We start from the raw sequence: 23,374 nt of genomic DNA, 5'->3' as shown, positions 1-23,374 counted from the left end.
TGATTAATGTTCGGTCTTGCCCTTCAGCAGGTCGACAATTCGCTGATCGGACTTTGTCCTGATCGCTATATCCACGGGCGTTTCCCCGTCGTTACCAGGAATGCTGGCGTCCGCCCCCTTCTCAATCAGCCATTTTATGTAGTTAAGCTGCCGGTCGCCTCCTGCCGCGCGATTGTATGCAGCGTGGGCAAGCAGAGTCTTTCCATTTTCCAGCTTGTTGATGTTCAGGCCGTGATCGAGCAGCAATTGGGTAATTTCTATATTCCAGCTATATCCGGCACCCGATACCGGACCCCAACCTTGCTTGTCGTTAAAATCCAGATCCGCCCCCTGATTCAGGGCCTGCCTGACACCTTCTAAGTTCCCCCAAAATGCATAGGTTCCAAGCATAGCCCTGGCGTTAGACCACTCAGGGGCAATTCCGTGCGCCTTGGCAAGTTTCAACCGGTCATAATTCACCACCGCGCCCTGATACTGGGTGGAGTTCTTTAACCTGGCCATATAGGTGATTTTCCTTTTGCGTTTCGGCGAGAATTTCTCATAGCCAAAAACACCTCTTGCGCCGCAACTCATGTTCCGACACTGGCCGGTCGGATCGTCTAGAGCGACGCTCGTGGAGGTCGGAACGACATGCAGCACGCATCCATTTCCGTACGTCGTATCATAGTAGGTAAGCCTTCCCTCGTCTCGTTCCGCGATCCCTGAAATGTCACAGGAATGGCCGTTGGAAAAAGACAAGGACGCCCGGAAATACATGGAATCCTCGTCGTATCTGACCAACTCCAAGACGTCGGTAGACTCATAATTCGTGCCATCTACCAGGCCGTTCTTGAAATTATACCAGTACATCCCCTCCAGCTTGCTCAAATCCTTCGGAAGTGTGGAAGAAGCGGTCCGCCTTTCCGCAGCGGCAAAATCGCTGCCAAGCCCGCACAAGACCAGAAATGCAAATAGGATGAGTTTCTTCATGTCGATGCGCAAAACGAAGCCTCTGAATTTGTAAATGGCCTGCCTCAGGAGATGATAGCGGCGAGCCGCCGGGCTGGATACAACCGGCCTTCGAGATCCTGCCGGGCGCGTTGACGGTCAGATATTGAATCAAGGTGTAGAGCGTCCCACAACGTCGTCATCCCAAGGTGAAGCAGGAGCGAAGCTCCGTCGCGGAGACCCTGGGATCCATGCCGCAACCTTGGCCGAAGAGTGCGGCGGAGCAGAATTTCGGGCCGTCGCAACGCTTTGAACTCACGGCATGGATCCTATGGTCTGCGCCGCGTACGCTCCTTGCTTCGCCATAGGATGACGAAGGGAAGGGGTGTTTCCGCCAATCGCCGAGACATGCAGCCCGATCGAAACTCTCCCGATAAACTCGTCAGGATGTTCCAGCTCTGATTCAAGTTGTTGAGGCCGTGATTCTAGATGCTTGCCCAACGCCTTGATTTCATTCGCTGGTTGTCGGCTTCAGATTTCCAGCCTGGCCGGGAAGCCGGGTGCGCGCAGGTCGGTGCCGACTGTATCCTCGAGCAGTTTGACGATCTGGGTCGACCAGGCTGCGCCGCCATAGGCTGCCTTGCCTTGCTCGAAAATCGCGTTGACGCGCGAGGCCAGTTCGAGCGGCACGCCAAAATCCTTGCCCATGCCGAGCGCGAAGCCGAGGTCCTTCAGCGCCAGGTCCATGGTGAAGCCGATGTCGTAGGAGCCGTTGAGGACAAGCTGGCTTTCGGTCTCGTGGACGAAGCTGTTGCCGGAGGAGGCGACGATGGCGTGATAGGACTGGGCGAGGTCGAGCCCGCCCTTTTTGGCCAGCATCAGCGCCTCGCCGGCGGCGACCAGGTGGATAAAGGCAAGCATGTTGGTGATGACCTTGATCACCGCCGCCGAGCCGATCGGGCCCATCAGGAACGACTTCGCGCACATCGCTTCGATGGCCGGGCGGTGACGCTCGTAGAGGCTGGCGTCGCCGCCGACCAGCGCGGTGATCTTGCCGACCGCCGCCAGATGCACGCCGCCGGTGACCGGGCATTCCAGCGTCTCGACGCCCTGGGCCGAGGCGAGGGCGGCAAGCCGCACGATCTCGTCGCGGCCGTTGGTCGACATCTCGATCCAGGTGCCACCCTTGGGCAGGCCTTCCAGCAATCCGTCCGGACCAGCCAGCACCGCTTCGCTGACTTTGGGCGAGGGCAGGCAAGTTATGGCATTGCCGGCGCTGGCGGCGGCTTCGGCCGGGCTATTGGCGGCGGTGGCGCCGAGCGCAACGAGGCGCTCGACTGCGGCGGGATCGCGGTCGAAGACGGTGACGGCAAAGCCATTGCGGACCAGGCTGGCGGCAAGGTTGCCGCCGAGATGGCCGAGGCCGATGAAGGCGTAGCTATCGCTCACGGCATCAACGGCGTCTGCATCATCTGCAGATGCAGGTCCTTGCCGGTGTAGGGGTGCGCGTCGCAGACCGCCTCGTTGAGCTCGACGCCGAGGCCGGGCTCCTTCGACGGGATGACATTGCCGTCCTGCCATTCGATCTTCTTGGTCAAGAGCGTGGCGTGGAAACCATCCCATTGCTTCAGCGATTCCAGGATGAGGAAATTGGGCAGCGTCACCGCGAGCTGAATGTTGGCGGCGCCGACAATCGGCCCGCAATAGCAATGCGGGGCGACCTGGATGTGGTAGGCCTCGGCCATCGCGGCGATCTTCTTGGTTTCGAGGATGCCGCCGGAGCGGCCGAGGTCCGGCTGCAGAATTGTGGCGGCGCGGTTCTCGATGACGCGGGCGAATTCGGATTTTGTCGTCAGCCGCTCGCCGGTGGCGATCGGGATCGAGGTCGCGCGGGCGACCTGCGCCATCACTTCGGGCATGTCCGGCGGCACCGGCTCCTCGAACCACAGCGGATCATAGGGCTCTATGGCACGCGCCAGCCGCAGCGCGCCCGAAGCGGTGAACTGGCCATGCGTGCCGAACAATATGTCGGCGCGGGTGCCGACCGCCTCGCGGATCGCCTTGATCATGCGGGCGGAGACATCGATGTCGATGAGGCGCGGCTGGTGGCCGTCGAAGGCGGTGTAGGGGCCGGCAGGGTCGAGCTTGACGGCATTGAAGCCCTGCTCGACATATTCGAGCGCGCAGGCTGCCGCCATTTCCGGGTCGTTGTAGACATTCCTGCCGTCCGGCGCGTCCTCGGAATGGACGCTGCCGGTGTGCGGATAGAGATAAGTGTAGGAGCGCAGCGTCTCATGCACCTGGCCACCAAGCAGCTTGTAGACCGGCTTGTTGGCTTCCTTGCCGATAATGTCCCAGCAGGCCATTTCCAGTGCGGAAAAACAGCCCATGCCGGAGACGTCAGGGCGCTGGGTGAAGCCCGACGAATAGGCGCGGCGGAAGAAATTCTCGATGTCGTGCGGGTCGCGGCCGACGAGATAGCGCTCGGCCATGTCCTCGATCATCTTCGCCGTGACGTGGGCGGAGAAGGTGGCGTTGTAGGCCTCGCCATAGCCGACCACGCCGCCGTCTGTGGTCAGCTTGACGAAGATGAAATACTTGCCGCCGATGCCGGGCGGCGGGTTGCCGACAACCCAGGTCTTGACGTCGGTGATCTTCATGTGTGGTCCTCCAGAACCAGTTCGGCGCCCTTCCATCCGGTCATGACGGCGGCGGCGTTGGTGTTGCCGGTGATGTTGGCGGGAAAGATCGAGGCGTCGATGACGCGCAGGCCTTCGAGACCGTGCACCTTCAGGCGCGGGTCGACGACCGAACGGGATGGGTCGGGGCCCATCCGGCAAGTCGAAACCGGGTGATAGACGGTGCCGGAGCGCTTCCTGAAATCGGTGATCAGGTCGGCGTCCGACTGGATCGACGGGCCGGGCAGGACTTCTTCGGCGATGATCTCGGCCATCGCTGGCATCGAGGCGATCTTGCGCACGAACTTCACCGCCGCCAGCATCTCGTCGACATCGGCATTGGTCGAGTAGGCGTTGGCGACGATTTTTGGATAGTCGCGTGGATTGGCTGAGCGGATCATGATTTCGCCGCGGCTCGACGGACGGCAGTTGGACAGGCCGATGGAGAAGCCGGGCCACGGATCCGGCGTCAGGATAGGCCGCTCGCCATTCTTAGGGATAAGTGTCGAGAAGGCCTGGAAATAGAGCTGCATGTTAGGCCGGGAGAAGGCCGGGTCGGTGCGGAAAAAGCCGCCGCCATGGTTCATCGACAGCGACAGCGGGCCGGAGCGGGTGAGGATGTATCGCATGCCGACCAGAAGCTTGCCCCACCAGGGACGCAGGATCTGGTTGAGCGTCGGCAGCTTGCCCTTGAAGGTATAGTTGATGCCGACATGGTCCTGCAGGTTGGCGCCGACGTTCTCGTTGGCATGCACGACCGGAATGCCCAACCCTGCGAGCAATGCCGCGGGGCCGACGCCCGAGAGTTGCATGAGCTGCGGCGAGTTGATCGAACCCGAGGACAGGATGACCTCGCGGCCAGCGCGGGCTGTCTTGGTCTCGCCGTTCTGCAGATATTCGACGCCGACGGCGCGCTTGCCCTCGAACAGGATGCGGCTCGCCAGCGCGTTGGTCTCGACGCGAACATTGGCGCGCTTCATCGCCGGACGCAGGAAGGCCCGCGCGGCCGACATGCGGCGGCCGTTTCTGGTCGAGATCTGGTAGATGCCGACGCCTTCCTGGGCCGCGCCGTTGAAGTCGGGATTGAACGGCAACCCCGCCTGCTGGCCGGCGGCGAGATAGCGTTTCGTCAGCGGGTGGACGGCGTTCGTGGTGTCGCTGATGTGCAGCGGGCCGCCAACGCCGCGCCAAGCGTCGGCGCCGGCCTCGTTGTCCTCGAGCGCCTTGAAGGCGGGCAGCACATCGTCATAACCCCAGCCGGGGTTGCCGGCGGCGCGCCAGTCGTCGAAATCCTCGCGCGCGCCCCTGATCCAGACCATGGCGTTGATCGAACTCGACCCGCCGAGGAGCTTGCCGCGCGGCCAGTGGTCGACATTGCCGCCCAGGCCTGGATCCGGCTCGGCCCTGTAGTTCCAGTTGACCGTGGGATCGAAGAAGGTCTTGCCGTAGCCGAGCGGCATCTGCACGTAGAAGCGCCGGTCGGTCCCGCCGGCTTCCAGCACCAGGACCGAGAAGCGGCCCGAGGCCGACAGTTTGTCGGCAAGCACCGAGCCGGCCGAGCCGGAGCCGACGATGATGAAGTCATAGGTCTGCATGATGGAAATGAGCGGCTCCGGAAATCTGGCCGCAGCCTAGACGCGCCGGGTTCGCTCCGTCGCCGCGCCTTCCGGCATGCGTTGTGAAAAAAGCGACGGGTATATCCGCCCGGCTTGCGGGGAATAGCGACAATCGCGCTTGATGTGCACGGGGTCGACGGACTATGCGAGGGCATCGGCCACTCTGCGCAAGGCAGGAGAACCCATGCGTGTCCTGTCGGATGCTTTCATTCCCGAACTGCCGGGCTACTACAAAGGCAAGGTCCGCGAAAATTACGACCTGGCGGACGGCAGGCGCATCATCATCGCCACCGACCGACTCAGCGCCTTCGACATCATCCTGACCTCGATCCCGTTCAAGGGAGAGATCCTGACGCAGACGGCGCGCTACTGGTTCGAGGAAACGGCCGATATCTGTCCGAACCATGTGCTGGAATATCCCGACCCAAACGTCGTCGTCGGCACAAGGCTCGACATCCTGCCGGTCGAGATCGTCGTGCGCGGCTACCTGGCCGGGACCACCAGCACCTCGATCCTGACCCGCTACCGGCGCGGTGAGCGTGAGATGTACGGGATGCGCCTGCCGGACGACCTGCGCGACAATGAGAAGCTGGCCGAGCCGGTCATCACGCCGACCAGCAAGGCGGCGGATGGCGGCCATGACGAGCCGCTGTCCAGGGCCGAGATCCTGGAGCAGGGCCTGCTCACGCCGGCACAGTGGGATATCGTTTCGAGCTACGCCCTGAAGCTGTTCGCCCGCGGCCAGGCGCACGCCGCCGAGCGCGGCCTGATCCTCGCCGATACGAAGTACGAATTCGGCACCGACAAGGACGGGACGGTCATTCTCGCCGACGAAATCCACACGCCCGACAGCAGCCGGTATTGGATCGCGGCGAGCTACGACCAGGCGCTGGCGAACGGCACGCGGCCGGAGAGCTTCGACAAGGATTTCATCCGCTCGTGGGTGGCGGCGCGCTGCGATCCCTACAAGGATCCGATCCCGAGGATTCCGGACGAGATCGTCGAACAGGCCTCGCGCGTCTATGCCCAGGCCTACGAGGCGATCACCGGCAAGGCATTCGTTCCCGACATTTCCGGCGACACCGTTCTCGACCGCATCCGGTCGAACCTGGCGCGCTTGTTCTAGCCCCTCTAGCGGGCTTCGCGCTTACGCGGTGTGCGTCGACCGGGACTCGTCCAGCGGCGCGTTGACGCGTTCGCGCCGTGACGCTACGGGATCGAGGGCAATCGACATCAAGGGATTTCTCGCATGGTGCAGTACGCGGATGGACGGCCGATCGGAGACCTGACGCTGCGCACGCTGGCCATGCCTTCGGACGCCAACGCCGCCGGCGACATTTTCGGCGGCTGGGTGATGGCGCAGATGGACCTTGCCTGCGGCATCCGCGCCGCCGAGCGCGCCAGGGGCAGGGTGGTGACGGCGGCGGTCAAGGAGATGTCCTTCGCCAAGCCGATGAAGATCGGCGACACGCTGTGCATCTACACTCACGTCGAACGCGTCGGCCGCACCTCGATGACGCTCAAGGTCGAAGCCTGGGCACAGCGCTATCTCTCGGACCTGATGGAAAAGGTGACGCACGCCGATTTCATCATGGTGGCGCTGGACGGTGAGGGCAAGCCGAAGGCGGTTCCAGCCGAGGGCTGACCCGATACCGCCGATTCGGGACCTTTGTAACACTGCCCGTCTGGAGGGCTGGCTCAGCGACATCCCGCCGTTGCCTCCACGCCCAATTCTGCCGGCGTTCGAGGAAGACAATGCGTCAACACATATTGAACGGCTGACTTGCGGCGGCTCTGGCGGCCCTGGTCTGCCTGCTCGGCATAGCCGCTTATGGCGAACTCAAACAGGACCTTGGGCGCACCGCCTGGGTGCATGACCCGGCTGCTGTGAAGGGTCCGGCGGCGACATGCATGATCCGCGGCCCGGCGCCTTGCGGCGCCGCCGCGCCAAGAACCTGACCGGCTGTCATTGAGACGCGGTCACGGTCGCGAGGACCACGCGCGCGTTGAACCGGCGTCGAGCGCCACAGACAAAATTCCCAGGTCTCTTTCAGGGAAGCACGACTGCGCCTCAAGCAGGCGGCGCCGCTCAATGCGAAATTCCAGACTCCTTGCCGCGCAAGGACTTCAGGCTTGCATCTCGTCGAATCTGGCGCGTGCCGACTGGACGCGCTGGGTGTTCTTGCGCGCCCATTCGCCGAGCGCGCCGACCGGGACCAGCAACTCGTGGCCAAGCTCGGTGAGCTCGTAATCGACGCGCGGCGGGATGGTCGCAAACACCTTGCGGGTGACGAAGCCGTCGCGCTCCAGGCCGCGCAAGGTGGTGGTCAGCATCTTCTGCGAGATGCCGCCGACAGCGGCGCGCAATTCGTTGAAGCGCAGCGGCCCGCCGCCAAGCTTGCCGACCACGAGCACGGTCCATTTGTCGCCGACGCGCTGCAGGATCTCCGACACGGCCCGGCAGTCCTCGGTGTTATGCGGGTGCCTCAGTAACAAAAACGTGCCTCCTTGCGCGCCACGATGTCAGTATCACATATAGCGCAGGTATCCAAACGATACCAACAATTCCCGCAAGGAGAGCCTCTTATGTCCAAGCCCAAAATCGCCATTGTCGTCGGTTCGACGCGCGCCGCCCGCTTCGCCGACGTGCCGACGCAGTGGATCGCCAAGATCGCCAAGGCACATGCCGATATCGATGTCGAAATCGTCGACCTGCGCGACTTTCCGCTGCCCTTCTTCGATGAGGTTGCGTCTTCCGCCTGGGCGCCGTCGCAGAACGAAATCGCACAGCGCTGGCAGAAGAAGGTCGCCGGGTTCGACGGTTTCATCTTCACCGCCGCTGAATACAATCACGGCCCGACGGCCGTGCTGAAGAACGCCATCGACTACGCCGCCAACGAGTGGAACAAGAAGCCGGCCGGCTTTGTCGGCTATGGCAGCGTTGGGGGTGCCCGCGCCGTCGAACAGCTTCGTCTCCATGCCGTCGAATTGCAGATGGCGCCGGTCAAGTCGGCCGTTCATATCGCCTGGGGCGATTTCCTTGCCGTGCGCCAGGGCGAGAAGAAGCTCGAAGATATGGAGCACCTCAACCAGGCCGCCGCGGCGCTGGTCAACGACGTCGCCTGGTGGGCCAAGGTGCTGAAGGCCGCTCGCGCCGCGGATGCGGTCGCCGGGGAAGCCCAGGCGGCCTGATCCTCCGGATCGGATTGTCCTCCCAAGGATACCGGGGCGGCGCTTGCGCCGCCCGTTTTTGTTCCGGAAGCCGGGGTGTTAGTTCCGGGAAACCAGGGCATCCTGCCGCGGCTGTCTCGGCATGATGATGCAGTCGGCGAGGCGGTGCGTCTCGTTCAACTCATCGGCATGATGCTGGCCCCACTGGCAGAGCGCCAGCAGGATCGGTTCGAGGCTGAGACCGAGGCTGGTCGCCGAATATTCGACGCGCGCGGGTACTTCGGCAAAGATCTCGCGGCTGACGAGGCCGTGTTCTTCCATTTCGCGCAGTTGCTGGATCAGCACCTTCTGGGTGATGCCGGGCATCATTGCCTTCAACGCCGACAGCCGCCGGGGACCATCGAAGAGATGGTAGAGGATAACCGCCTTCCAGCGCCCGGCGATGACTTTGAGCGCCCGTTCGGCCGGCAGCATCGGCAGTCTCTTGATTGGCATTCTCTTGGGCGGACCGGCCATGGTCACCTCCTAGTCAGCAGGGGACAAATGAGTGTGTAGTCGCGGCTCCGCAGATAGTGGCAAACCACCGGGGATGCCATAGCGATCGGAGATTGCCATGAAAGCCATTCAGTTCAGCCGTTTCGGCGGCCCCGAGGTACTGGACCTCATAGACGTGCCGGCGCCGGTGCCGCAGCCCGGCGAGGTGCTGATCCGGATGCGGGCGGCGGGCGTAAACTTCTTCGAGGTGCTGATGCGCGCAGACCGTTACGCGGTGACGCCGCAGCTGCCGATGCGTCCCGGTGTCGAGGCGGCGGGCCTCGTGGAGGCTGTCGGGCACGGCGTGGATGCGGCGCTGTTGGGGAGACGTGTCGCGGCGCCGCTGTTCGCCTCTCCGCATCCATCCGGCGGCTACGCCGAACAGGTGACGATGGCAGCCGATCTCGTCGTGCCGCTGCCGGATGCTGTCTCGTTCGAAGCGGCGACAGCGCTGATGGTGCAAGGGCTGACGGCCCTTCATTTGCTTCGGCAAAGCCCGCCGAACGGTAAATCGGTGCTGGTGCCGGCCGCAGCCGGCGGCGTCGGTTCGTTGCTTGTCCAACTCGCAAAGCTGAAGGGCGCCGGCCATGTGATCGCGGCTGCCGGCGACAGTGCAAAGCTGGATTTCGCCCTGTCGGTCGGTGCGGATACCGCACTGGATTACACCATACCGGATTGGCCCGGCCGGGTCCGCGACGTCACGGGCGACGCGGGCGCCGGGATCATCTACGACACAGTCGGAGGAGCGCAGACAGCGGAGTCGCTGCAGGCACTGGCGCCGGGCGGTGAATTGGTGTTCGCCGCGCTCGGTCGGTTCGCGCTCGCGGCTTCCGACCTGGAAACGATGATCGGCCGCAACCAGTCGCTGAGAGGGTTCGCGCTGCTGCCGCTGCTGTCGCCTGGCGTGTTGAGCGATAGCCTGTCCGAGCTGTTCCAACTGGCGGCGAACGGCCAGTTGAAGGTCGCGATCGGCGGCCGCCTCCCGCTCGCGCAGGCGAGCGAGGCCCACCGCTTGCTGGAAGCGCGCCGCTCGACCGGCAAGGTGGTGCTGGTGACCGAGCCTTGAAATCGACCAGCTCCGATACCGGGCGGCGGCCAAAGATCAGGAGGGGACGCGTGAGTTGGCGCGGGCGAGCAGCAAAGCGCGTTCCCTGTCGTTGCCGGTCAATTGGGCGGCCTCGCGGAACGAGGCGCGGGCTTCCGCCTGATGGCCGAGCTTCTCCAGGAGATCGCCGCGCACCGTGGGCAGGAGATGCGAGCCTTTCAGACGCGGCTCGTCCTTCAACGCCTCGACGATGGCGAGGCCTTGCGCCGGGCCGAACGCCATGCCGACCGCCACCGCCCGGTTGATTTCGACGATGGGCGAGGGAGCCGAGAGCGCCAGCGCCTGATAGTAGGCCGAGATGGCGATCCAGTCGGTGTCGGCCGATGTCACCGCGCGGGCGTGGCAGGCCGCGATCATCGCCTGCAGCAGATAGGGGCCAGGCGCTGATGTCAGGGCCATGGCGCGGTTCAGGCCGTCGAGGCCGCTCCGGATGAGCGACCAATTCCACCGGCCCAGGTCCTGGTCGAGCAGCAGGATCGGGTCGCCCGTGGCGCTGGTGCGGGCCGCGAAGCGGGAGGCGTTGAACTCCATCAGCGACACCAGCCCCTGCACCTCGGGCTCGTCTGGCATCAGCGCCGCCAGCGAACGGCCGAGGCGCAGCGCCTCGCCGCAAAGGTCGGCGCGCAGCCAGTCCGGTCCGGCGGTGGCCACATAGCCCTCGTTGAAGACGAGATAAACCACGTCCAGCACGGCGGCGAGTCGTTCGCGCCGCTCTTCCGCGCGTGGCGTCTCGAACGGGATGGCGGCATCGCGAAGGGTTCGCTTGGCGCGCACGATGCGCTGTGCGGCGGTGGCTTCGGGCACCAGGAAGGCGCGGGCGATCTCAGGCGTCGACAGTCCGCCCAACAGCCGCAAGGCGAGTGCCGCGCGCTGCTCGGTGGGCAGGACGGGATGGCAAGCGGTGAAGATCAGCCGCAGCAGATCGTCGTCCATGTCCTCGTCGAGCGCAGCCTCGATGTCGGGCATCTCGCGCTCCAGTTCGGTGAGGTCGATGGCGAGCCCGTGATGCTTGCCGTCGATCATGGTGGTGCGGCGCAGCCGGTCGAGCGCCCGGTTCCTGGCAACCTGCGTCAACCAGGCGGCCGGATTGCGCGGGATGCCGTCTCGAGGCCAGCGTTCCAGCGCCAGCACGAAGGCGTCCTGCGCGATTTCCTCGGCCAGCCCGATATCCCCGAGCGTGCGGGCGAGCCTGGCGGTGAGCTTCGGCTGCTCGATCCGCCAGACCGCTTCCATGGTGGCTGTGGCCGTCAATCTGTCAGCTCGCCAAAGCCTTCCACCACCTTCTGGACGTCCTCGGGAAATTCGCTCACTTCAAAGACCTGGCGGATTTCGATCACATCATTCTCCCCCGCGGGGCAGCGGCGAGCCCATTCGATGGCCTCGTCGCGCGAGCGTACGTCGATCACCCAATAGCCGCCCAGAACTTCCTTGACCTCCGCGAAGGGGCCGTCGACGACCACAGGCTTGCCGCCCTTGTAGCTGACCCGCGCCCCGGCGGACGGCGGATGCAGCCCGTCGAGCGCCAGCAGCACGCCGGCCTTCTTGAGCTCCTGGTTATATCTCATCATTCCCTCCACCGCCTCGGCGCCTGGCATGACATCGGGCGCCGCCTCGGCATAGCCGGCGGGGATCATCAGCATCATGAACCGCATGGTCTTTCTCCTTGGTTGGGTTGGTTCGATCATATGACGAACGGGCAATGGCGGAATCGACACGCGCGCCAAAAAAGTCCGGATCGGCGGCAGTTCATGCCTCCGGTGATACAGTTCCTCGGTCATGCCACTAGCCGGCGTGGTTGGACCGCCATATCGGCGGGGCTGCCATCTGGCCCCGCGGGTCCGCTTTGATATATCGGCTGCGATCCATCACATGAGGGGCGTCGTGAAGTCATCCAGCCTGGCAGGCGCGGTCTCTCCTATGGTCCCGGTGCTTGTCTGCGCGCTCGGCATCTTTCTCCTGTCGGGGATGGACGCGGCCATGAAGGTTCTGGTCATCGCCGTCGGCGTCTATAACACGGTGCTGTGGCGCAGCATGCTCGCGACCGTGGTTGCCGGCGCCGGCTGGTCGGCGGGGCGGCGCACGCTGCCCGCGCCTTCCGTGCTCAGGCTGCATGCGCTGCGTGCCGTGGTCGTCGGCTTTGTCCTGCTGTCCTTCTTCTGGGGGCTCGCCAGGCTGCCACTGGCGGAGGCGATCGGGCTCAGCTTCATGGCACCGCTGTTTGCCCTGCTGCTGGCCGCGCTGCTGCTCGGCGAACGGATACAGCGCCAGGCGATATGGGCCTCATTGGCAGGCATAGCGGGCGTCGCGATCATCGTGGGCGGCCAGTTCGGGCAGGCAAACCATGCCGGGGATGCCTTGCTCGGCACGGCGGCGGTGCTGGTCTCGACGGTGTTCTACGCCTACAATCTGATCCTTGCGCGGCAGCAGGCGCAGGTGGCCAAACCGATCGAGATCATGCTGTTCCAGAACCTCTGCGTGGCGGTCGTCCTCGGCCTCGCGGCACCCTGGCTCGCCATTGCCCTGCCGGGCGAGCTCTGGCTTCCGCTTGCCGGAGTGACGGCGCTGTCGCTCGCCGGCCAGTTCCTGATGAGCTGGGCCTACGCGCGTGCCGAGGCGCAATATCTGATCCCGACCGAATATTCGGCGTTCATCTGGGCGATCACGCTTGGCTGGTTCTTCTTCGACGAGGCAGTAACCTGGACCACGCTTGCGGGAGCGGGCCTCATCGTGACCAGTTGCCTGATCGCGGCACGCTCAAATCCCAGGCTTGCCGAGCCGATCGAAGCCGCTGTCTGAGGGCGGGCGCACGCTGCAACAGTCAGCGCCCCATCTCGATGTGGCCGCTGGGAAGCGCCAATCGACGCGTCAACGCGTTATATCTTGGAGCGGTAATGCAAATAGATCTGCATGTATTGTGCAACTTTTATTAAATATGTTACCTGCGTGATTACGATCTGTCGACCCTTTTCCGGTCTGTTGTGCTGTCCGATCATAAAATGTCATCCAATGGTCGAAGCAATGGCAGACTATATGGCAAGTACCTGGAACGAGATCGTGCCTGGCAACGTTGGTCCGGGTACGGCCGCCTGGCATCTAATAGTTCGATCCGGCCAGGCCTCACGAGGAGGATTTATGCGATGAGCTTCTTCGTCAACGCCCTGGGTGTTCCTCTCCCTTATAGCGGCGCTTCCAACCATTGGTTCTCGGCGGCGGGGTCCGGGCCGGACTTGTACGGCAGCGCCGGAAACGACTCCTTGTACGGAGCAGGCGGCGCCAACGTCACGATGCACGGTGGCACGGGCGATGATATCTATTACCTCTATGGGGCGGGCAACAAGGTGGCCGAGGCCGCCGGGGCGGGTGTCGACACGATCAGTACATGGATGAGCTACAAGCTCCCCGACAATGTCGAGAACCTGATCGTCACAAACCCCAACAACCATGCGTTCGGAAATGGGCTGGACAACATCATCACTGCCAAGGCCGGGCACCAGACGCTGGACGGCGGCGCGGGAAACGACGTGCTGATCGATGGCGGCGGCGGTTACGACACATTCATTGTCTCGAAAGGCAACGGAAGCGATCTGATAGCAAATTTCGCCGCCACCGACACAGTCCGCCTTAATGGCTATGGGTTCACCTCGTTCGACGCCATCCACTCAAACCTGATCCAGGCGGGTTCGAACGTGCTGTTGAACCTTGGATCCGGCGAGATCCTCGAGTTCAAGGACACGACCATCGACAAGCTGCAGCCCGGCCAGTTCGAATTGCCCATCGACATGTCCGGAATGAAGCTGTCCTTCAGCGACGATTTCAACACGCTGAATCTTCACAACGGACAGGGCGGCACGTGGGATACCAATTTCTGGTGGGGAGCGCCGAACGGCAGCACGTTGAGCGACAATAGCGAGCTGCAGTGGTATATCGACGCCAATTACGCACCGACGAGTTCCGTCCATCCGTTCAGCGTGGACAATGGCGTGCTCACGATCACCGCGGCGCAGGCGCCGGCCGACATCAAGCCGCTCATCAACAATTACGAATACACGTCAGGCATCCTGACAACTCACGACACCTTCTCGCAGACCTATGGATATTTCGAAATGCGCGCCGACCTGCCCGAAAACGCCGGCGCCTGGCCGGCCTTCTGGCTGCTGCCCGAAGACGGCTCGTGGCCGCCGGAACTGGATGTCGTGGAAACGCGCGGGCAGGACCCGAGCTCCTTGATCATGACGGCGCACTCGAATGAGACGGGAACGCATACCAAGGTGTCGTCGACGGTGAGTACCATGGACACCGCCGGCTTCCACACCTATGGCGTGCTGTGGACGCCGGACAAGCTGGTCTGGACCTATGACGGTGTTCAGGTCGCCGAAGCGGCGACGCCGTCCGACATGAACAAGCCGATGTACATGCTGGTCAATCTCGCGGTCGGCGGTTTCGCCGGATCGCCGCCTGATCATCTGGCCACGCCGGCCGAGATGAAGATCGACTACATCCGCGCCTATACGCTGGACAACGCGCCCGCGAGCGCCTTGCACACCGGCAGCACCGCCACGCACAGCATCGCGATCAGCACGTTGCACAACGGTTCCGAATTCGGGGGCCACGCGTAAGGTCTCGGGTCATGCAGCGGCGGGGGATGCGGAAATGACTGGACCGTCCGGCCTGCGTCCGGTCTTCATGCGCGCCATCGCCGATGTCGGCGTCTTCTCGTTGCTGATCAACATCCTGCTGTTGGTGCTTCCGCTCTACCTGCTGCAGGTCTATGATCGCGTGCTGCCGTCCTCCAGCGTCGAGACGCTCGTCTATCTTTCGGCCATCGCGGTCCTCGCGCTCGCCTTCCTTGGGCTGCTGGACGCGATCCGCGCCGTTTACACGCAACGCGTTGCGGCGACCGTCGACCGGAAGCTGGGCGCCAGAACATTCGCCATCTCGCTTGGCGCGAAATACGCCGGTGGTCTGTCGCCGCTGCGCGACCTCGCCTCGGTCTGCGCCTTCATCAGGTCGCGCGGCGTGGCGGTGCTGTTCGACCTGCCCTTCGCCCCCGTCTTCCTCGCCCTGCTCTATCTCATCCACCCGCTGCTGTTCTGGGTGACGGTCGCGGGCGCGGTGCTTCTGCTTTTCTTGGTCCTGGCCAACCAGCTTGCCATCGGCAGGAACGACGCCTTGTCCACGGAGCGTTCGGCTTTGGCCAGCCAGGCGGAACAGGCCTTTGCCCGCAATGCGGAGACGCTGCGCGCCATGGGCATGGTGGAGAATGCCTCGCGGGCCTGGGGACGGCACGTGGCGGAGGCGCTTGCTTTTCATGACCGCTCGTCGGGTGCCAATGCGATTTTCAGCGGCGCCTCGCGAGCGCTGCGCATGATGCTGCAACTGGCGATCCTCGGCGCCGGCGCATGGCTGGTGCTTCAAGGGCAGATGACGGCCGGGATGATCTTCGCCTCCTCGTTGGTATCGTCGCGGGCGTTGCAGCCGCTCGACCAACTGATCGGCGCCTGGCGGCAGATCGCCGACGCCCGGCGGGCGTGGACACGGCTGGAAAAGGCGCTTGCGGCGCGTCCGGCCGAGCCGCGGAAGCTGATCCTGCCCGATCCGGCTGGGGCGATTTCCGCGCAGGACGTCTTCTTTATGCCGCCGAATGCCCGGCCCGGCACGGAGCCCGTCCTCAAGCGGCTGAACTTTGCGATCGGGGCAGGCGAAGCGTTGGCCATCGTCGGCCCGAGCGGCGCCGGCAAATCGACGCTGGGGCGGTTGCTTGTGGGTGCTGCCCAACCGACCGGCGGCTCAATCAGGATCGACGGCGCCGACCTCGGGATTTGGGACGAAAGCCAGCTCGGAAAGCATGTCGGCTACCTCGCGCAGGAGGTGGAGCTTTTTCCGGGATCGATCGCGCAAAACGTCGCCCGCTTCGACCCAGAGGCGGACGATGCCGCGATCGTCGAGGCGGCAAGGCGCGCCCAGGTACATGAGCTGATCCTGGCGCAGCGCGACGGCTACCAGACCATGATCGGCCCGGACAGGGGGCTTTCGGGCGGCGAGCGCCAGCGCATCGGGCTGGCGCGCGCCTTCTATGGCAATCCGCGCTTGCTGGTGCTCGACGAGCCCGGTTCTCATCTCGACCGGAGTGGCGAGGCCGCGCTCGAGGCGGTGCTCTTGGCCGTGCGGGCGGCGGGCGTGACGGTCGTCGTGATCACCCATCAGCCTTCGATCGCCGCCGCTTGCGACAGCGTCATGTTTTTGCGCGCCGGCGTCATCGAAGCTTTCGGTCCAAGCGGCGAAGTGCTGCGGCGGTTGGCCATCGGCAAGGGTGCCAAGCAGGGCACGGTGGTGACCGGGTCGTTCGCCCCGACGATCCGCGCGCATGGTGGGTTCGGATCCTGACGATGACGACGCCGAGCCTCGCTTGGGACAGCCAGCCACGCACCGACATAAGACGCGTCGCCCTAACCGGTTATGCCGCCATAGGGCTGCTGGCTGGCGGCTTCGGATACTGGGCCGTCAGCGCGCCCTTGGCGGGAGCGGTGATCACGCAAGGCACGATCTCGGCGACGGGCGGAAACATCCTGATCCAGCATCCCGAAGGCGGTATAGTCCAGGCGTTGCTGGTCCATGAGGGCGATCGCGTGCAAGCGGCCCAGGATCTGGTGGTGCTGGACCCAACGGCCGCCCAGGCCGAGCTCAACCGGCTGACGAGACAGTCAATCGCGCTCAGAGCAAGCGCGGCGCGGCTGGAGGCGGAACGCGACGGGTTGGACAGGCTGGCGCCGATCGCGGAAGCGGCGCCTGCACCTTTCCAGCACGATTTCGAGATTCTCATTCGAGAACAGCAGAAGGAATTCGATGCCAGGCTCGCCCGGTTCCGATCGGAAAAATCGATCCTGGCGCAACGGGTCGCCATGCACCGGCAATCGGTGGTGGGATTGCAGGCCCAGAAACAGGCCATTCAGCAACAGGCCGAAGTCGTCAAGAAAGAACTTGGCATCAAGACCAGCTTGCTGGACAGGGGCCTCACCAATCGTACCGAATACTCCCAGCTTTTGCGCAGTGAGGCCGATCTCGTCGGGCAGGCCGGGGCGCTGGAGGCCAATCTCGCGACGGCCAACACCCAGATCGTCGAAGCCCAGGAGCAGACGGAGCGCCTGACCACACAACGCGTCGAGGAGGCGCTGACGAAACTCGACGATGTTCGCTCCAATCTGGCCGACGTCGAGGAACAGATCAGGGCGGCAGAGGCGGTGCTGCGGCGAACCACGATCAAGGCGCCGGCGGCGGGCATCGTTGTCTCATCGACCTACAATTCCAAGGGCAGCGTGATTGCTCCGGGCGAAAAGATCATGGAAATCCTGCCCACCGCGTCGGGCCTCGTCGTCGATGCGAAGCTGCGGCCGAAGGATGTCGACCAGGTCCATGTCGGTCAGCCGGCGAAACTGCGATTGTCCGCCTTGAACGCGCGGCTGACGCCTGAGGTTTCAGCCACCGTGACACGGATTTCGGCGGATCGGCTGATCGACCAGACCACGCATGAAGCTTATTTCCGCGCCAAGCTCACGATTGCCGCCGACCTGCCGCCCGGCGTGAGGCGCGATCAACTTTATCCCGGGACGCCGGTCGAGGCGTTCATCCGCACCGGCGACCGGACTTTCCTGGAATATCTCGCGCGGCCGATGTTCGATTCATTCGCGCGCGCTTTCGCGGAGCAGTAGTCGCGGGCCTGCGGTCAATCCGCGCGAAGCCAATGGCGGCCATCGCCCTTGCACATTGAACCGTCAGCGCGCCACCTCGCGGTGGCCGCTGGGCAGGCGGGTGGCGATCAGCTTGTCGATGCGGCGGCCGTCGAGGTCGACCACCTCGAAGCGCCAGCCCTGTGCGTTGACGCATTCACCAGTCGTCGGCAGATGGTGCATGTGCGACAGCACATAGCCGGCGACGGTTTCGTAATCGCGGTTCTCCGGCAGGTCGATGCCCAGCACCTCGGCCATCTCGTCGGCCTGCATGTAGCCGGCGAGCAGCCATGAGCCGTCGTCGCGCTGGACGGCGTTTTCTTCCTCGCCGGCCTCGAGATCCGAGCGGAAGACGCCGGTGATGGCTTCCAGAATATCGGCTGGGGTGACGATGCCTTCGAAGTGGCCGTATTCGTCATGCACCAGCGCCATCGGCACGTCGCTCTCCTTCAGCTTCTGCAGCACGTCGAGCGCGTCGGCCTGGTCATGCACGATGGGTGCCGCGCGCACATATTTGCGCGGGTCGAGCGCGCGGCCGCCGAGCAGCGCGGCCAGCACGTCACGGGTCTGGATGACGCCGATCATGGCGTCCACCCCGCCGTCGCCGGCGGGCAGGCGCGAATGCTGGGTATCCATCAGAAGCTTGCGGATCGTGGCCTCATCGGACTGCAGGTTGATCCAGTCGACATCGGTGCGCGGCGACATGACGGCGCGCACGGCGCGGTCGCCAAGCCGCATGACGCCGGCGATCATGCGCCGCTCGTCGGATTCGATGGTGCCGTGGTGCTCGGCCTCGGCGACCAGCATCTTGATCTCCTCGTCGGTGACCTTTTCCTCGCTCTCGCCGCGCTGGCCGAGCAGCCAGAGCACGGCACGGCCCGAAATATCGAGCAGGAAGACCAGAGGGGCCGATAGGGTGGCGAGGATCGTCATTGCGGGAGCAGCGCGGGCGGCAACGCGTTCGGGATCGCGTAGCGCGATCTGCTTGGGCACCAATTCGCCGACAATCAGCGAAGCATAGGTGATGATGGCCACGACGATGCCGACGCCGAGCGGATCGGCGATGTTCTCGCGGATGCCTGTCGAAGCCAGATATTGCGCCAGCCTTTGACCGAGCGTGGCGCCGGAAAAGGCGCCCGAGAGCACGCCGACCAGGGTGATGCCGATCTGCACAGAGGACAGGAATTTGCCGGGATTCGAGCCAAGCGCCAAAGCGCGGCCGGCACCCTTGACGTTGCGGTCGATCATCGCCTTCAGGCGAGCCGGCCGCGACGAGACGATGGCGAGTTCGGACATCGACAGAAGGCCGTTCACGCAGATGAGGACGACCACGGTGGCGATTTCAACGTATAACATGGGGGCTCAATAGCATTGCCGCACGGCTTTCGAAAATAGTCGGCGACCATTTTAGAAAGATGACGGCAAATGCCCGTCGACCAGGCACCCCAGGGCTGCGACAATTAATGCGCGGCCACGGCGAAGCCGCCCCGCACTTCCTGGAGTCGCGTCAGGCAAAGGGATCAGCGGCAGGCGCGGTAACCGTTCCTGCGGTTCTTGATGTCGAAGTGGAAGTGGTTGCGGTGATCGTAATTGTAGCCGGGACCGAGCACGGTGGTGAAATACTGGCAGCCGTCGGCGCGCACATTGTTGAGGAAGCCCCGGGTGCGGAACGCGAACAGGCCAGGCTTGCGCACGTCGATGTCGTCGCCATTGTTGAGTTCGATGCTCATGACGTCGAGCGCGTTGCCCTTGCCGTGCTCGGACAGCACACCTTCACCGGCAATGTTGCGGCAGGAATAGCTGGAGCCCTGGTGAATGGTCTTGACGCCGGAGAAGTAGCGCCAGCGGGCGGAGGGGACGAGTTCGTTCTTCGTCCAGGCGGCGAAGGTGGCGGCCATGTCGCAGGTGAGCGTCGCGGCCGGCTTCATCTCGACGCTGCCGATGGCCGAGACCTTGACCGGATAGTCGATGCCGCACTGGCCTTCATGGATCGGCGCCAGGTCCGTGTAGACCACGCCGAGGCGTTTCAGCTGCTGGCGGCAATCGGTCTCGCTGGCTGGAACCTGCTCGAGCGGCGACATCGGCTCATCCATGCGCGGATAGGCAGCCTGCGTCATATAAGGGTTGGACGGTACAAGCCTCTGCATGCCTGAATATTGCGGTACGGCCGCGGTCTGCGAGCCGACATCGACGGCCGGCTGCAACGATAGCACGCTGCCGGTGTTGCAAGCCGAAACCGCGGCCAGTGCAAGCCCAGCGGCCAGCAGCGCTGCAGGTTTCAGTTGGCGCGCCGCGGCGCGGAAAACGGCGCGAAATGTGCCGGCCATTGACGGGATCCCGATTCTGGATATCCGGCATTTTAACGATCAAGAGTAAAGGAAAACTCAGCGCCTGTGTTCACGCCTGCGGCTGAAATGTGGCTGGCGATCACATCGCTCACTGGCAGAACGTACCGCCATGCCGGCGCTGTTCCAGGTCGAGATGAAAATGCAGCCCGTGGTCGGCGTCGGCGCCGGGGCCGAGCACGGTCTTGAACGGGCCGCAGGCAGCCTTGCGCACGGCGTTGAGGAACTTGGCGTCCTTTTCCGGCGGTGCTGGCCCAACCTCGATTATCTTGCCGTCGGAGAGCGTAAAACTGGCGATGTCGAGCGCGTTGCCGAAGGCGTGTTCGGACAGTTTGCGCGTGCCGTGGCGCGGCCGGCAGACGAAGGCCGATGCCTGGCCGATCGATTTCAGGTCGGCGCCGAATTCGGCTCTTGCCGCCGGCTGGACGATTTCGGCGGCAAAACGCGCCGCCGCCTCCGCCATCTGGCAATTGAGCTCGGCGCCGGGCGCAATCGCGATCGACTTGCCGAGCGACTTCAGCACAATGGGATAGGGGATCGAGCAGCCGATTTCGGGATTGCTCTCGGCCTTGTGCTCCTCGAATTCGACGCCGAGCGTCTTCAAGCGCTCGCGGCAGGCGACTTCCTCGGCCGGCATCTTGTCGGCGGGAAGGTCGGCCGAGCGCGGATCGGGCAGCATTTTCTCCCCGCCCGCGTCGGCCGGCTTTTGCGGTGGTTGCGGGGCAACGGCCGGCGGCTGGGGCTGGGGCTCCTGGACATCTGGCTTTGGTGTCGGTGTTGGCACCACGGCTGGCGGCTCCGGCACGTTTTCCGCGTCGGCCGGCGGCTCCGGTTCATTTTTCATATTGGCGGATGGTTCGGGGCGCGCCTTTGTTTTGTCATGCGACTTTTCCTCATTGAAGCGATCGGACGCGTCGCCGCTGTTTGGACCCTCCGACTTCGGGTCTTGCGTGTCTGGAGTGACTGCGGGACGTTGCTCCGGCACGGGAGCATCGGCGGGCGATGGCAGAGGATGCTGCGGTTGCTGCAGCGCCGGGCTCGGCGTTGCCTGTTGCCCGCGCCTCGGTTTCAGTTGCCTGCCGTGCGATTTCCCACGCGGCTTCAGGGGTTGATCGGCCCGCGGGCTCAGCGGCTGCTCCACTCGCGGTGTCAGCGCTCGGTGGTGTCTGTGACGGTGCTTGGCGTCGGCCGGCGTTGCCAGCAATACCGCCGCCGCAAGAGGCAGCGCCAAGGTGCAAAATCGGGAAAAGCTCAGCGTTGCCATCGCTCCGAAACGGCGCCGGTCCGCTGAAGTTGCCTCGACAGGCGCTTCGACGCGATCACAATCGGTTACTTCCGCGTTACGCGCCGATCGCTTCCAGTCCCTCTTCCAGCAAGTCCGCGAGCAGCGGCATGCCGAGCAGGTATTTCGCTGTGCGCCTGTTGGCGCGCTCGCGCGCCGCGGTCACCGCCTCGGCCCATTCAGAGGCGTCGTAGTCGCCGCGACCGACCCAGGCCAGCGCGATCAGCTCCGCGGCCTCGTCGACATTCAAATCGTTGATCAACTCGCGCAGTTCTTCCTCGGTGAGGTTTTCCGAGCTTTCCTCGGCAAGGCCGTCATGGTGGTGATTGTCATGTCCGTCGCCATCGAACTCGACCTCGTGTTCGGCGCCGTCGGCATAGTCCTCGTTGACCGCCGCGCTCAGGGCCTTGGCCTTGAGAATGAACAGCCGCACGGTGTCGGGGCCGATCGTGAGATCCCAGTCCTTTTCCAATCGCCGCTGCACGGGCCCTCTCTGTGGCTCAGTCTCATTCGAGGGCGATGATACCGGATTTGCGGCATCCGTCACCTCATGTTCTCCAGTCCGGTTTTTTCTGGGATGAAACGCGGGCCACTCGGCGTTAGTGTTGCATTGTCACACCCCTCAAGGAGGCTTCGATGCATAAAAGAGTGCTGCTTCAGGCTGCAACTGCGCTGGTCGCTCTGCAGTTCCTTGCCGTTCCGGCGTTTGCCGCCGGCGGTAGCGGTGGCAGCGACCAGACTGTCACCCAGTGCAAGAAGGGCGAGGTCTGGGACAAGAAGAAGCAGAAATGCGTGCCCCCCAAGGAAGGCATGCTGGACGACGACAGCATCTATGATGCGGGCCATGCTCTGGCGATGGCCGGCCGCTATGACGAGGCGATCTCGGTTCTCGTTCTCGCCGCCAACAAGCAGGATCCGCGCATCCTCAACTATCTCGGCTATTCGCACCGCCATTCCGGCCGCGTTACCGTCGGCCTCGGCTATTACGAGGAAGCGCTGCGCATCGACCCCAACTACACGCTGGTGCGCGAATATCTCGGCGAGGCGCATCTGCAGATCGGCGACCTGGCGGGCGCCCAGCAGCAGCTGATGGAGATCGAGAAGCGCACCGGCAAGGGTTCGCGCGAATACGGCATGCTGGCCGAGCAGATCGAACATTTCATGAGAAGCTGATCGGGCTCCCATGGTTTCTCGAGGCGGCCGCGAGCAATCGCGGCCGTTTTCGTTCGCCTTCGTCGCACAGCCACCGACGCTGACAAAAGAAGGGATGATTTTCGCAAAACCGATTTTTGGGCGTGAAAAGCCCGCAAAGATTGCTATATTCAGGAAAATTGCGGTGAAACGGTTCCGTTAGCCCGAGGCTGCCGGACCGTTTTCTTTTATACCCCAACGACAAGGCTTCCCCCGAAACGCGGGGGCGGCGGCAGGAAAGGTCAGGCACTATGAACAAGGTCCCGATGACAGGCGAGGGGTTCGCGTCATTGAAGGAAGAACTGCGTTGGCGCCAGCAGGAAGAGCGGCCGCGCATCATCGAGGCGATCTCCGAGGCGCGTTCGCATGGCGACCTGTCCGAAAACGCCGAATACCATGCCGCGAAGGAAGCGCAGAGCCTCAATGAGGGCCGTGTCAACGAACTCGAGGACCTGATCGCCCGCGCCGAGGTGATCGATGTCACCAAGCTCAGCGGCGACAAGGTCAAGTTCGGCGCCACCGTGGTGCTGGTCGACGAGGACACCGAGGAAAAGAAGACCTATCAGATCGTCGGCGACCAGGAAGCCGACGTGAAGTCCGGCCGCATCTCCATCTCCTCGCCCATCGCGCGCGCGCTGATCGGCAAGGAAGTCGGCGACGCCATCGAGGTCAATGCACCCGGTGGCGCACGCGGCTATGAGATCGTCCAGGTGCAGTTCATTTAGTTCGAGGGCTCGGCTTCTCGCGGATCTCCCTTACTAACGTCGGCGCCGCCCCTCATCCGCCTGCCGGATGAGGGGC

Annotated in this window: 22 protein-coding genes; 10 read left to right on the top strand and 12 right to left on the bottom strand. The window is 63.9% G+C overall.

The window, feature by feature from the left end; all coding sequences use genetic code 11:
- Positions 1–3: 3 nt before the first annotated feature.
- The 4 genes from LB556_RS26460 to LB556_RS26445 form a co-directional block, all read right to left on the bottom strand.
- Positions 4–969 (bottom strand): ankyrin repeat domain-containing protein, encoded by a 966-nt coding sequence (locus tag LB556_RS26460; protein WP_224570519.1) that lies wholly within the window; start codon positions 967–969, stop codon positions 4–6.
- A 489-nt stretch (positions 970–1,458) separates the two neighbouring features.
- The gene (locus LB556_RS26455; protein WP_224570518.1) at positions 1,459–2,376 is read right to left on the bottom strand and encodes an NAD(P)-dependent oxidoreductase; all 918 of its coding nucleotides are present in this window, start codon (positions 2,374–2,376) and stop codon (positions 1,459–1,461) included.
- On the bottom strand, positions 2,373–3,587 hold the full coding sequence (locus LB556_RS26450; RefSeq protein WP_224570517.1) for a mandelate racemase/muconate lactonizing enzyme family protein: 1,215 nt from the start codon (positions 3,585–3,587) through the stop codon (positions 2,373–2,375). The genes LB556_RS26455 and LB556_RS26450 overlap by 4 nt, the downstream gene beginning before the upstream one ends.
- Positions 3,584–5,200: a GMC family oxidoreductase gene (locus LB556_RS26445; RefSeq protein ID WP_224570516.1), complete on the bottom strand. Its 1,617-nt coding sequence runs from the start codon at positions 5,198–5,200 to the stop codon at positions 3,584–3,586. The genes LB556_RS26450 and LB556_RS26445 overlap by 4 nt, the downstream gene beginning before the upstream one ends.
- A gap of 205 nt (positions 5,201–5,405) precedes the next feature.
- Between LB556_RS26445 and LB556_RS26440 the strand changes: the two genes are divergently transcribed.
- Together LB556_RS26440 and LB556_RS26435 are read left to right on the top strand one after the other, a co-directional pair.
- The gene (locus LB556_RS26440) at positions 5,406–6,347 is read left to right on the top strand and encodes a phosphoribosylaminoimidazolesuccinocarboxamide synthase (RefSeq protein WP_224570515.1); all 942 of its coding nucleotides are present in this window, start codon (positions 5,406–5,408) and stop codon (positions 6,345–6,347) included.
- Positions 6,348–6,470: 123 nt separating this feature from the next.
- Complete coding sequence (locus LB556_RS26435) at positions 6,471–6,866, top strand: acyl-CoA thioesterase (protein WP_199644045.1); 396 nt, start codon at positions 6,471–6,473, stop codon at positions 6,864–6,866.
- 482 nt (positions 6,867–7,348) lie between these two features.
- Here the strand turns inward: LB556_RS26435 and LB556_RS26430 are convergent, their stop codons facing one another.
- On the bottom strand, positions 7,349–7,717 hold the full coding sequence (locus tag LB556_RS26430; protein ID WP_224570514.1) for a winged helix-turn-helix transcriptional regulator: 369 nt from the start codon (positions 7,715–7,717) through the stop codon (positions 7,349–7,351).
- 90 nt (positions 7,718–7,807) lie between these two features.
- Between LB556_RS26430 and LB556_RS26425 the strand changes: the two genes are divergently transcribed.
- On the top strand, positions 7,808–8,413 hold the full coding sequence (locus tag LB556_RS26425; RefSeq protein WP_224570513.1) for an NADPH-dependent FMN reductase: 606 nt from the start codon (positions 7,808–7,810) through the stop codon (positions 8,411–8,413).
- Between the two features lie 78 nt (positions 8,414–8,491).
- Here LB556_RS26425 and LB556_RS26420 read toward each other — a convergent pair whose 3' ends face one another.
- Positions 8,492–8,908: a winged helix-turn-helix transcriptional regulator gene (locus LB556_RS26420; RefSeq protein WP_224570512.1), complete on the bottom strand. Its 417-nt coding sequence runs from the start codon at positions 8,906–8,908 to the stop codon at positions 8,492–8,494.
- A 97-nt stretch (positions 8,909–9,005) separates the two neighbouring features.
- Here LB556_RS26420 and LB556_RS26415 point away from each other — a divergent pair, with 97 nt between their 5' ends.
- Positions 9,006–9,992 (top strand): zinc-binding alcohol dehydrogenase family protein, encoded by a 987-nt coding sequence (locus LB556_RS26415; RefSeq protein ID WP_224570511.1) that lies wholly within the window; start codon positions 9,006–9,008, stop codon positions 9,990–9,992.
- 36 nt (positions 9,993–10,028) lie between these two features.
- On the opposite strand, the gene LB556_RS26410 is transcribed toward LB556_RS26415, so the two are convergent.
- Together LB556_RS26410 and LB556_RS26405 are read right to left on the bottom strand one after the other, a co-directional pair.
- Positions 10,029–11,264 carry an RNA polymerase sigma factor gene (locus tag LB556_RS26410; protein WP_411908619.1) on the bottom strand — a complete coding sequence of 412 codons (1,236 nt, stop codon included), beginning with the start codon at positions 11,262–11,264 and terminating at the stop codon, positions 10,029–10,031.
- A gap of 14 nt (positions 11,265–11,278) precedes the next feature.
- Positions 11,279–11,683: a YciI family protein gene (locus tag LB556_RS26405; protein WP_224570614.1), complete on the bottom strand. Its 405-nt coding sequence runs from the start codon at positions 11,681–11,683 to the stop codon at positions 11,279–11,281.
- 217 nt (positions 11,684–11,900) lie between these two features.
- Between LB556_RS26405 and LB556_RS26400 the strand changes: the two genes are divergently transcribed.
- From LB556_RS26400 to LB556_RS26385, 4 genes are all read left to right on the top strand, one after another.
- A complete protein-coding gene (locus LB556_RS26400; protein ID WP_224570509.1) occupies positions 11,901–12,827 on the top strand; it encodes a DMT family transporter in 927 nt (308 codons plus the stop codon).
- A gap of 341 nt (positions 12,828–13,168) precedes the next feature.
- Positions 13,169–14,647 (top strand): family 16 glycosylhydrolase, encoded by a 1,479-nt coding sequence (locus tag LB556_RS26395; protein ID WP_224570613.1) that lies wholly within the window; start codon positions 13,169–13,171, stop codon positions 14,645–14,647.
- Between the two features lie 34 nt (positions 14,648–14,681).
- Positions 14,682–16,415, top strand: a complete 1,734-nt coding sequence (locus tag LB556_RS26390) for a type I secretion system permease/ATPase (RefSeq protein WP_224570508.1) — start codon at positions 14,682–14,684, stop codon at positions 16,413–16,415.
- Positions 16,416–16,417: 2 nt separating this feature from the next.
- Positions 16,418–17,737: an HlyD family type I secretion periplasmic adaptor subunit gene (locus tag LB556_RS26385; protein WP_224570507.1), complete on the top strand. Its 1,320-nt coding sequence runs from the start codon at positions 16,418–16,420 to the stop codon at positions 17,735–17,737.
- Between the two features lie 63 nt (positions 17,738–17,800).
- On the opposite strand, the gene LB556_RS26380 is transcribed toward LB556_RS26385, so the two are convergent.
- The 4 genes from LB556_RS26380 to LB556_RS26365 all read right to left on the bottom strand — a co-directional run bounded on the left by LB556_RS26380 (position 17,801) and on the right by LB556_RS26365 (position 21,866).
- Positions 17,801–19,111 (bottom strand): hemolysin family protein, encoded by a 1,311-nt coding sequence (locus LB556_RS26380; RefSeq protein ID WP_224570506.1) that lies wholly within the window; start codon positions 19,109–19,111, stop codon positions 17,801–17,803.
- A 164-nt stretch (positions 19,112–19,275) separates the two neighbouring features.
- Positions 19,276–20,082 (bottom strand): extensin family protein, encoded by an 807-nt coding sequence (locus LB556_RS26375; RefSeq protein ID WP_224570505.1) that lies wholly within the window; start codon positions 20,080–20,082, stop codon positions 19,276–19,278.
- Positions 20,083–20,191: 109 nt separating this feature from the next.
- On the bottom strand, positions 20,192–20,779 hold the full coding sequence (locus LB556_RS32090) for an extensin family protein (RefSeq protein ID WP_411908618.1): 588 nt from the start codon (positions 20,777–20,779) through the stop codon (positions 20,192–20,194).
- 661 nt (positions 20,780–21,440) lie between these two features.
- On the bottom strand, positions 21,441–21,866 hold the full coding sequence (locus LB556_RS26365) for a DUF3775 domain-containing protein (protein WP_224570504.1): 426 nt from the start codon (positions 21,864–21,866) through the stop codon (positions 21,441–21,443).
- A gap of 152 nt (positions 21,867–22,018) precedes the next feature.
- On the opposite strand from LB556_RS26365, the gene LB556_RS26360 reads away from it, so the two are divergent.
- The gene (locus LB556_RS26360; RefSeq protein WP_224570503.1) at positions 22,019–22,555 is read left to right on the top strand and encodes a tetratricopeptide repeat protein; all 537 of its coding nucleotides are present in this window, start codon (positions 22,019–22,021) and stop codon (positions 22,553–22,555) included.
- Positions 22,556–22,824: 269 nt separating this feature from the next.
- On the top strand, positions 22,825–23,298 hold the full coding sequence (greA, locus tag LB556_RS26355) for a transcription elongation factor GreA (protein ID WP_008877613.1): 474 nt from the start codon (positions 22,825–22,827) through the stop codon (positions 23,296–23,298).
- Positions 23,299–23,374: the final 76 nt, after the last annotated feature.

This window comes from Mesorhizobium sp. ES1-4, assembly GCF_020164745.1.
In the GTDB taxonomy this organism is placed as follows: domain Bacteria; phylum Pseudomonadota; class Alphaproteobacteria; order Rhizobiales; family Rhizobiaceae; genus Mesorhizobium.
This window is presented reverse-complemented; position numbering and strand designations above follow the sequence as displayed.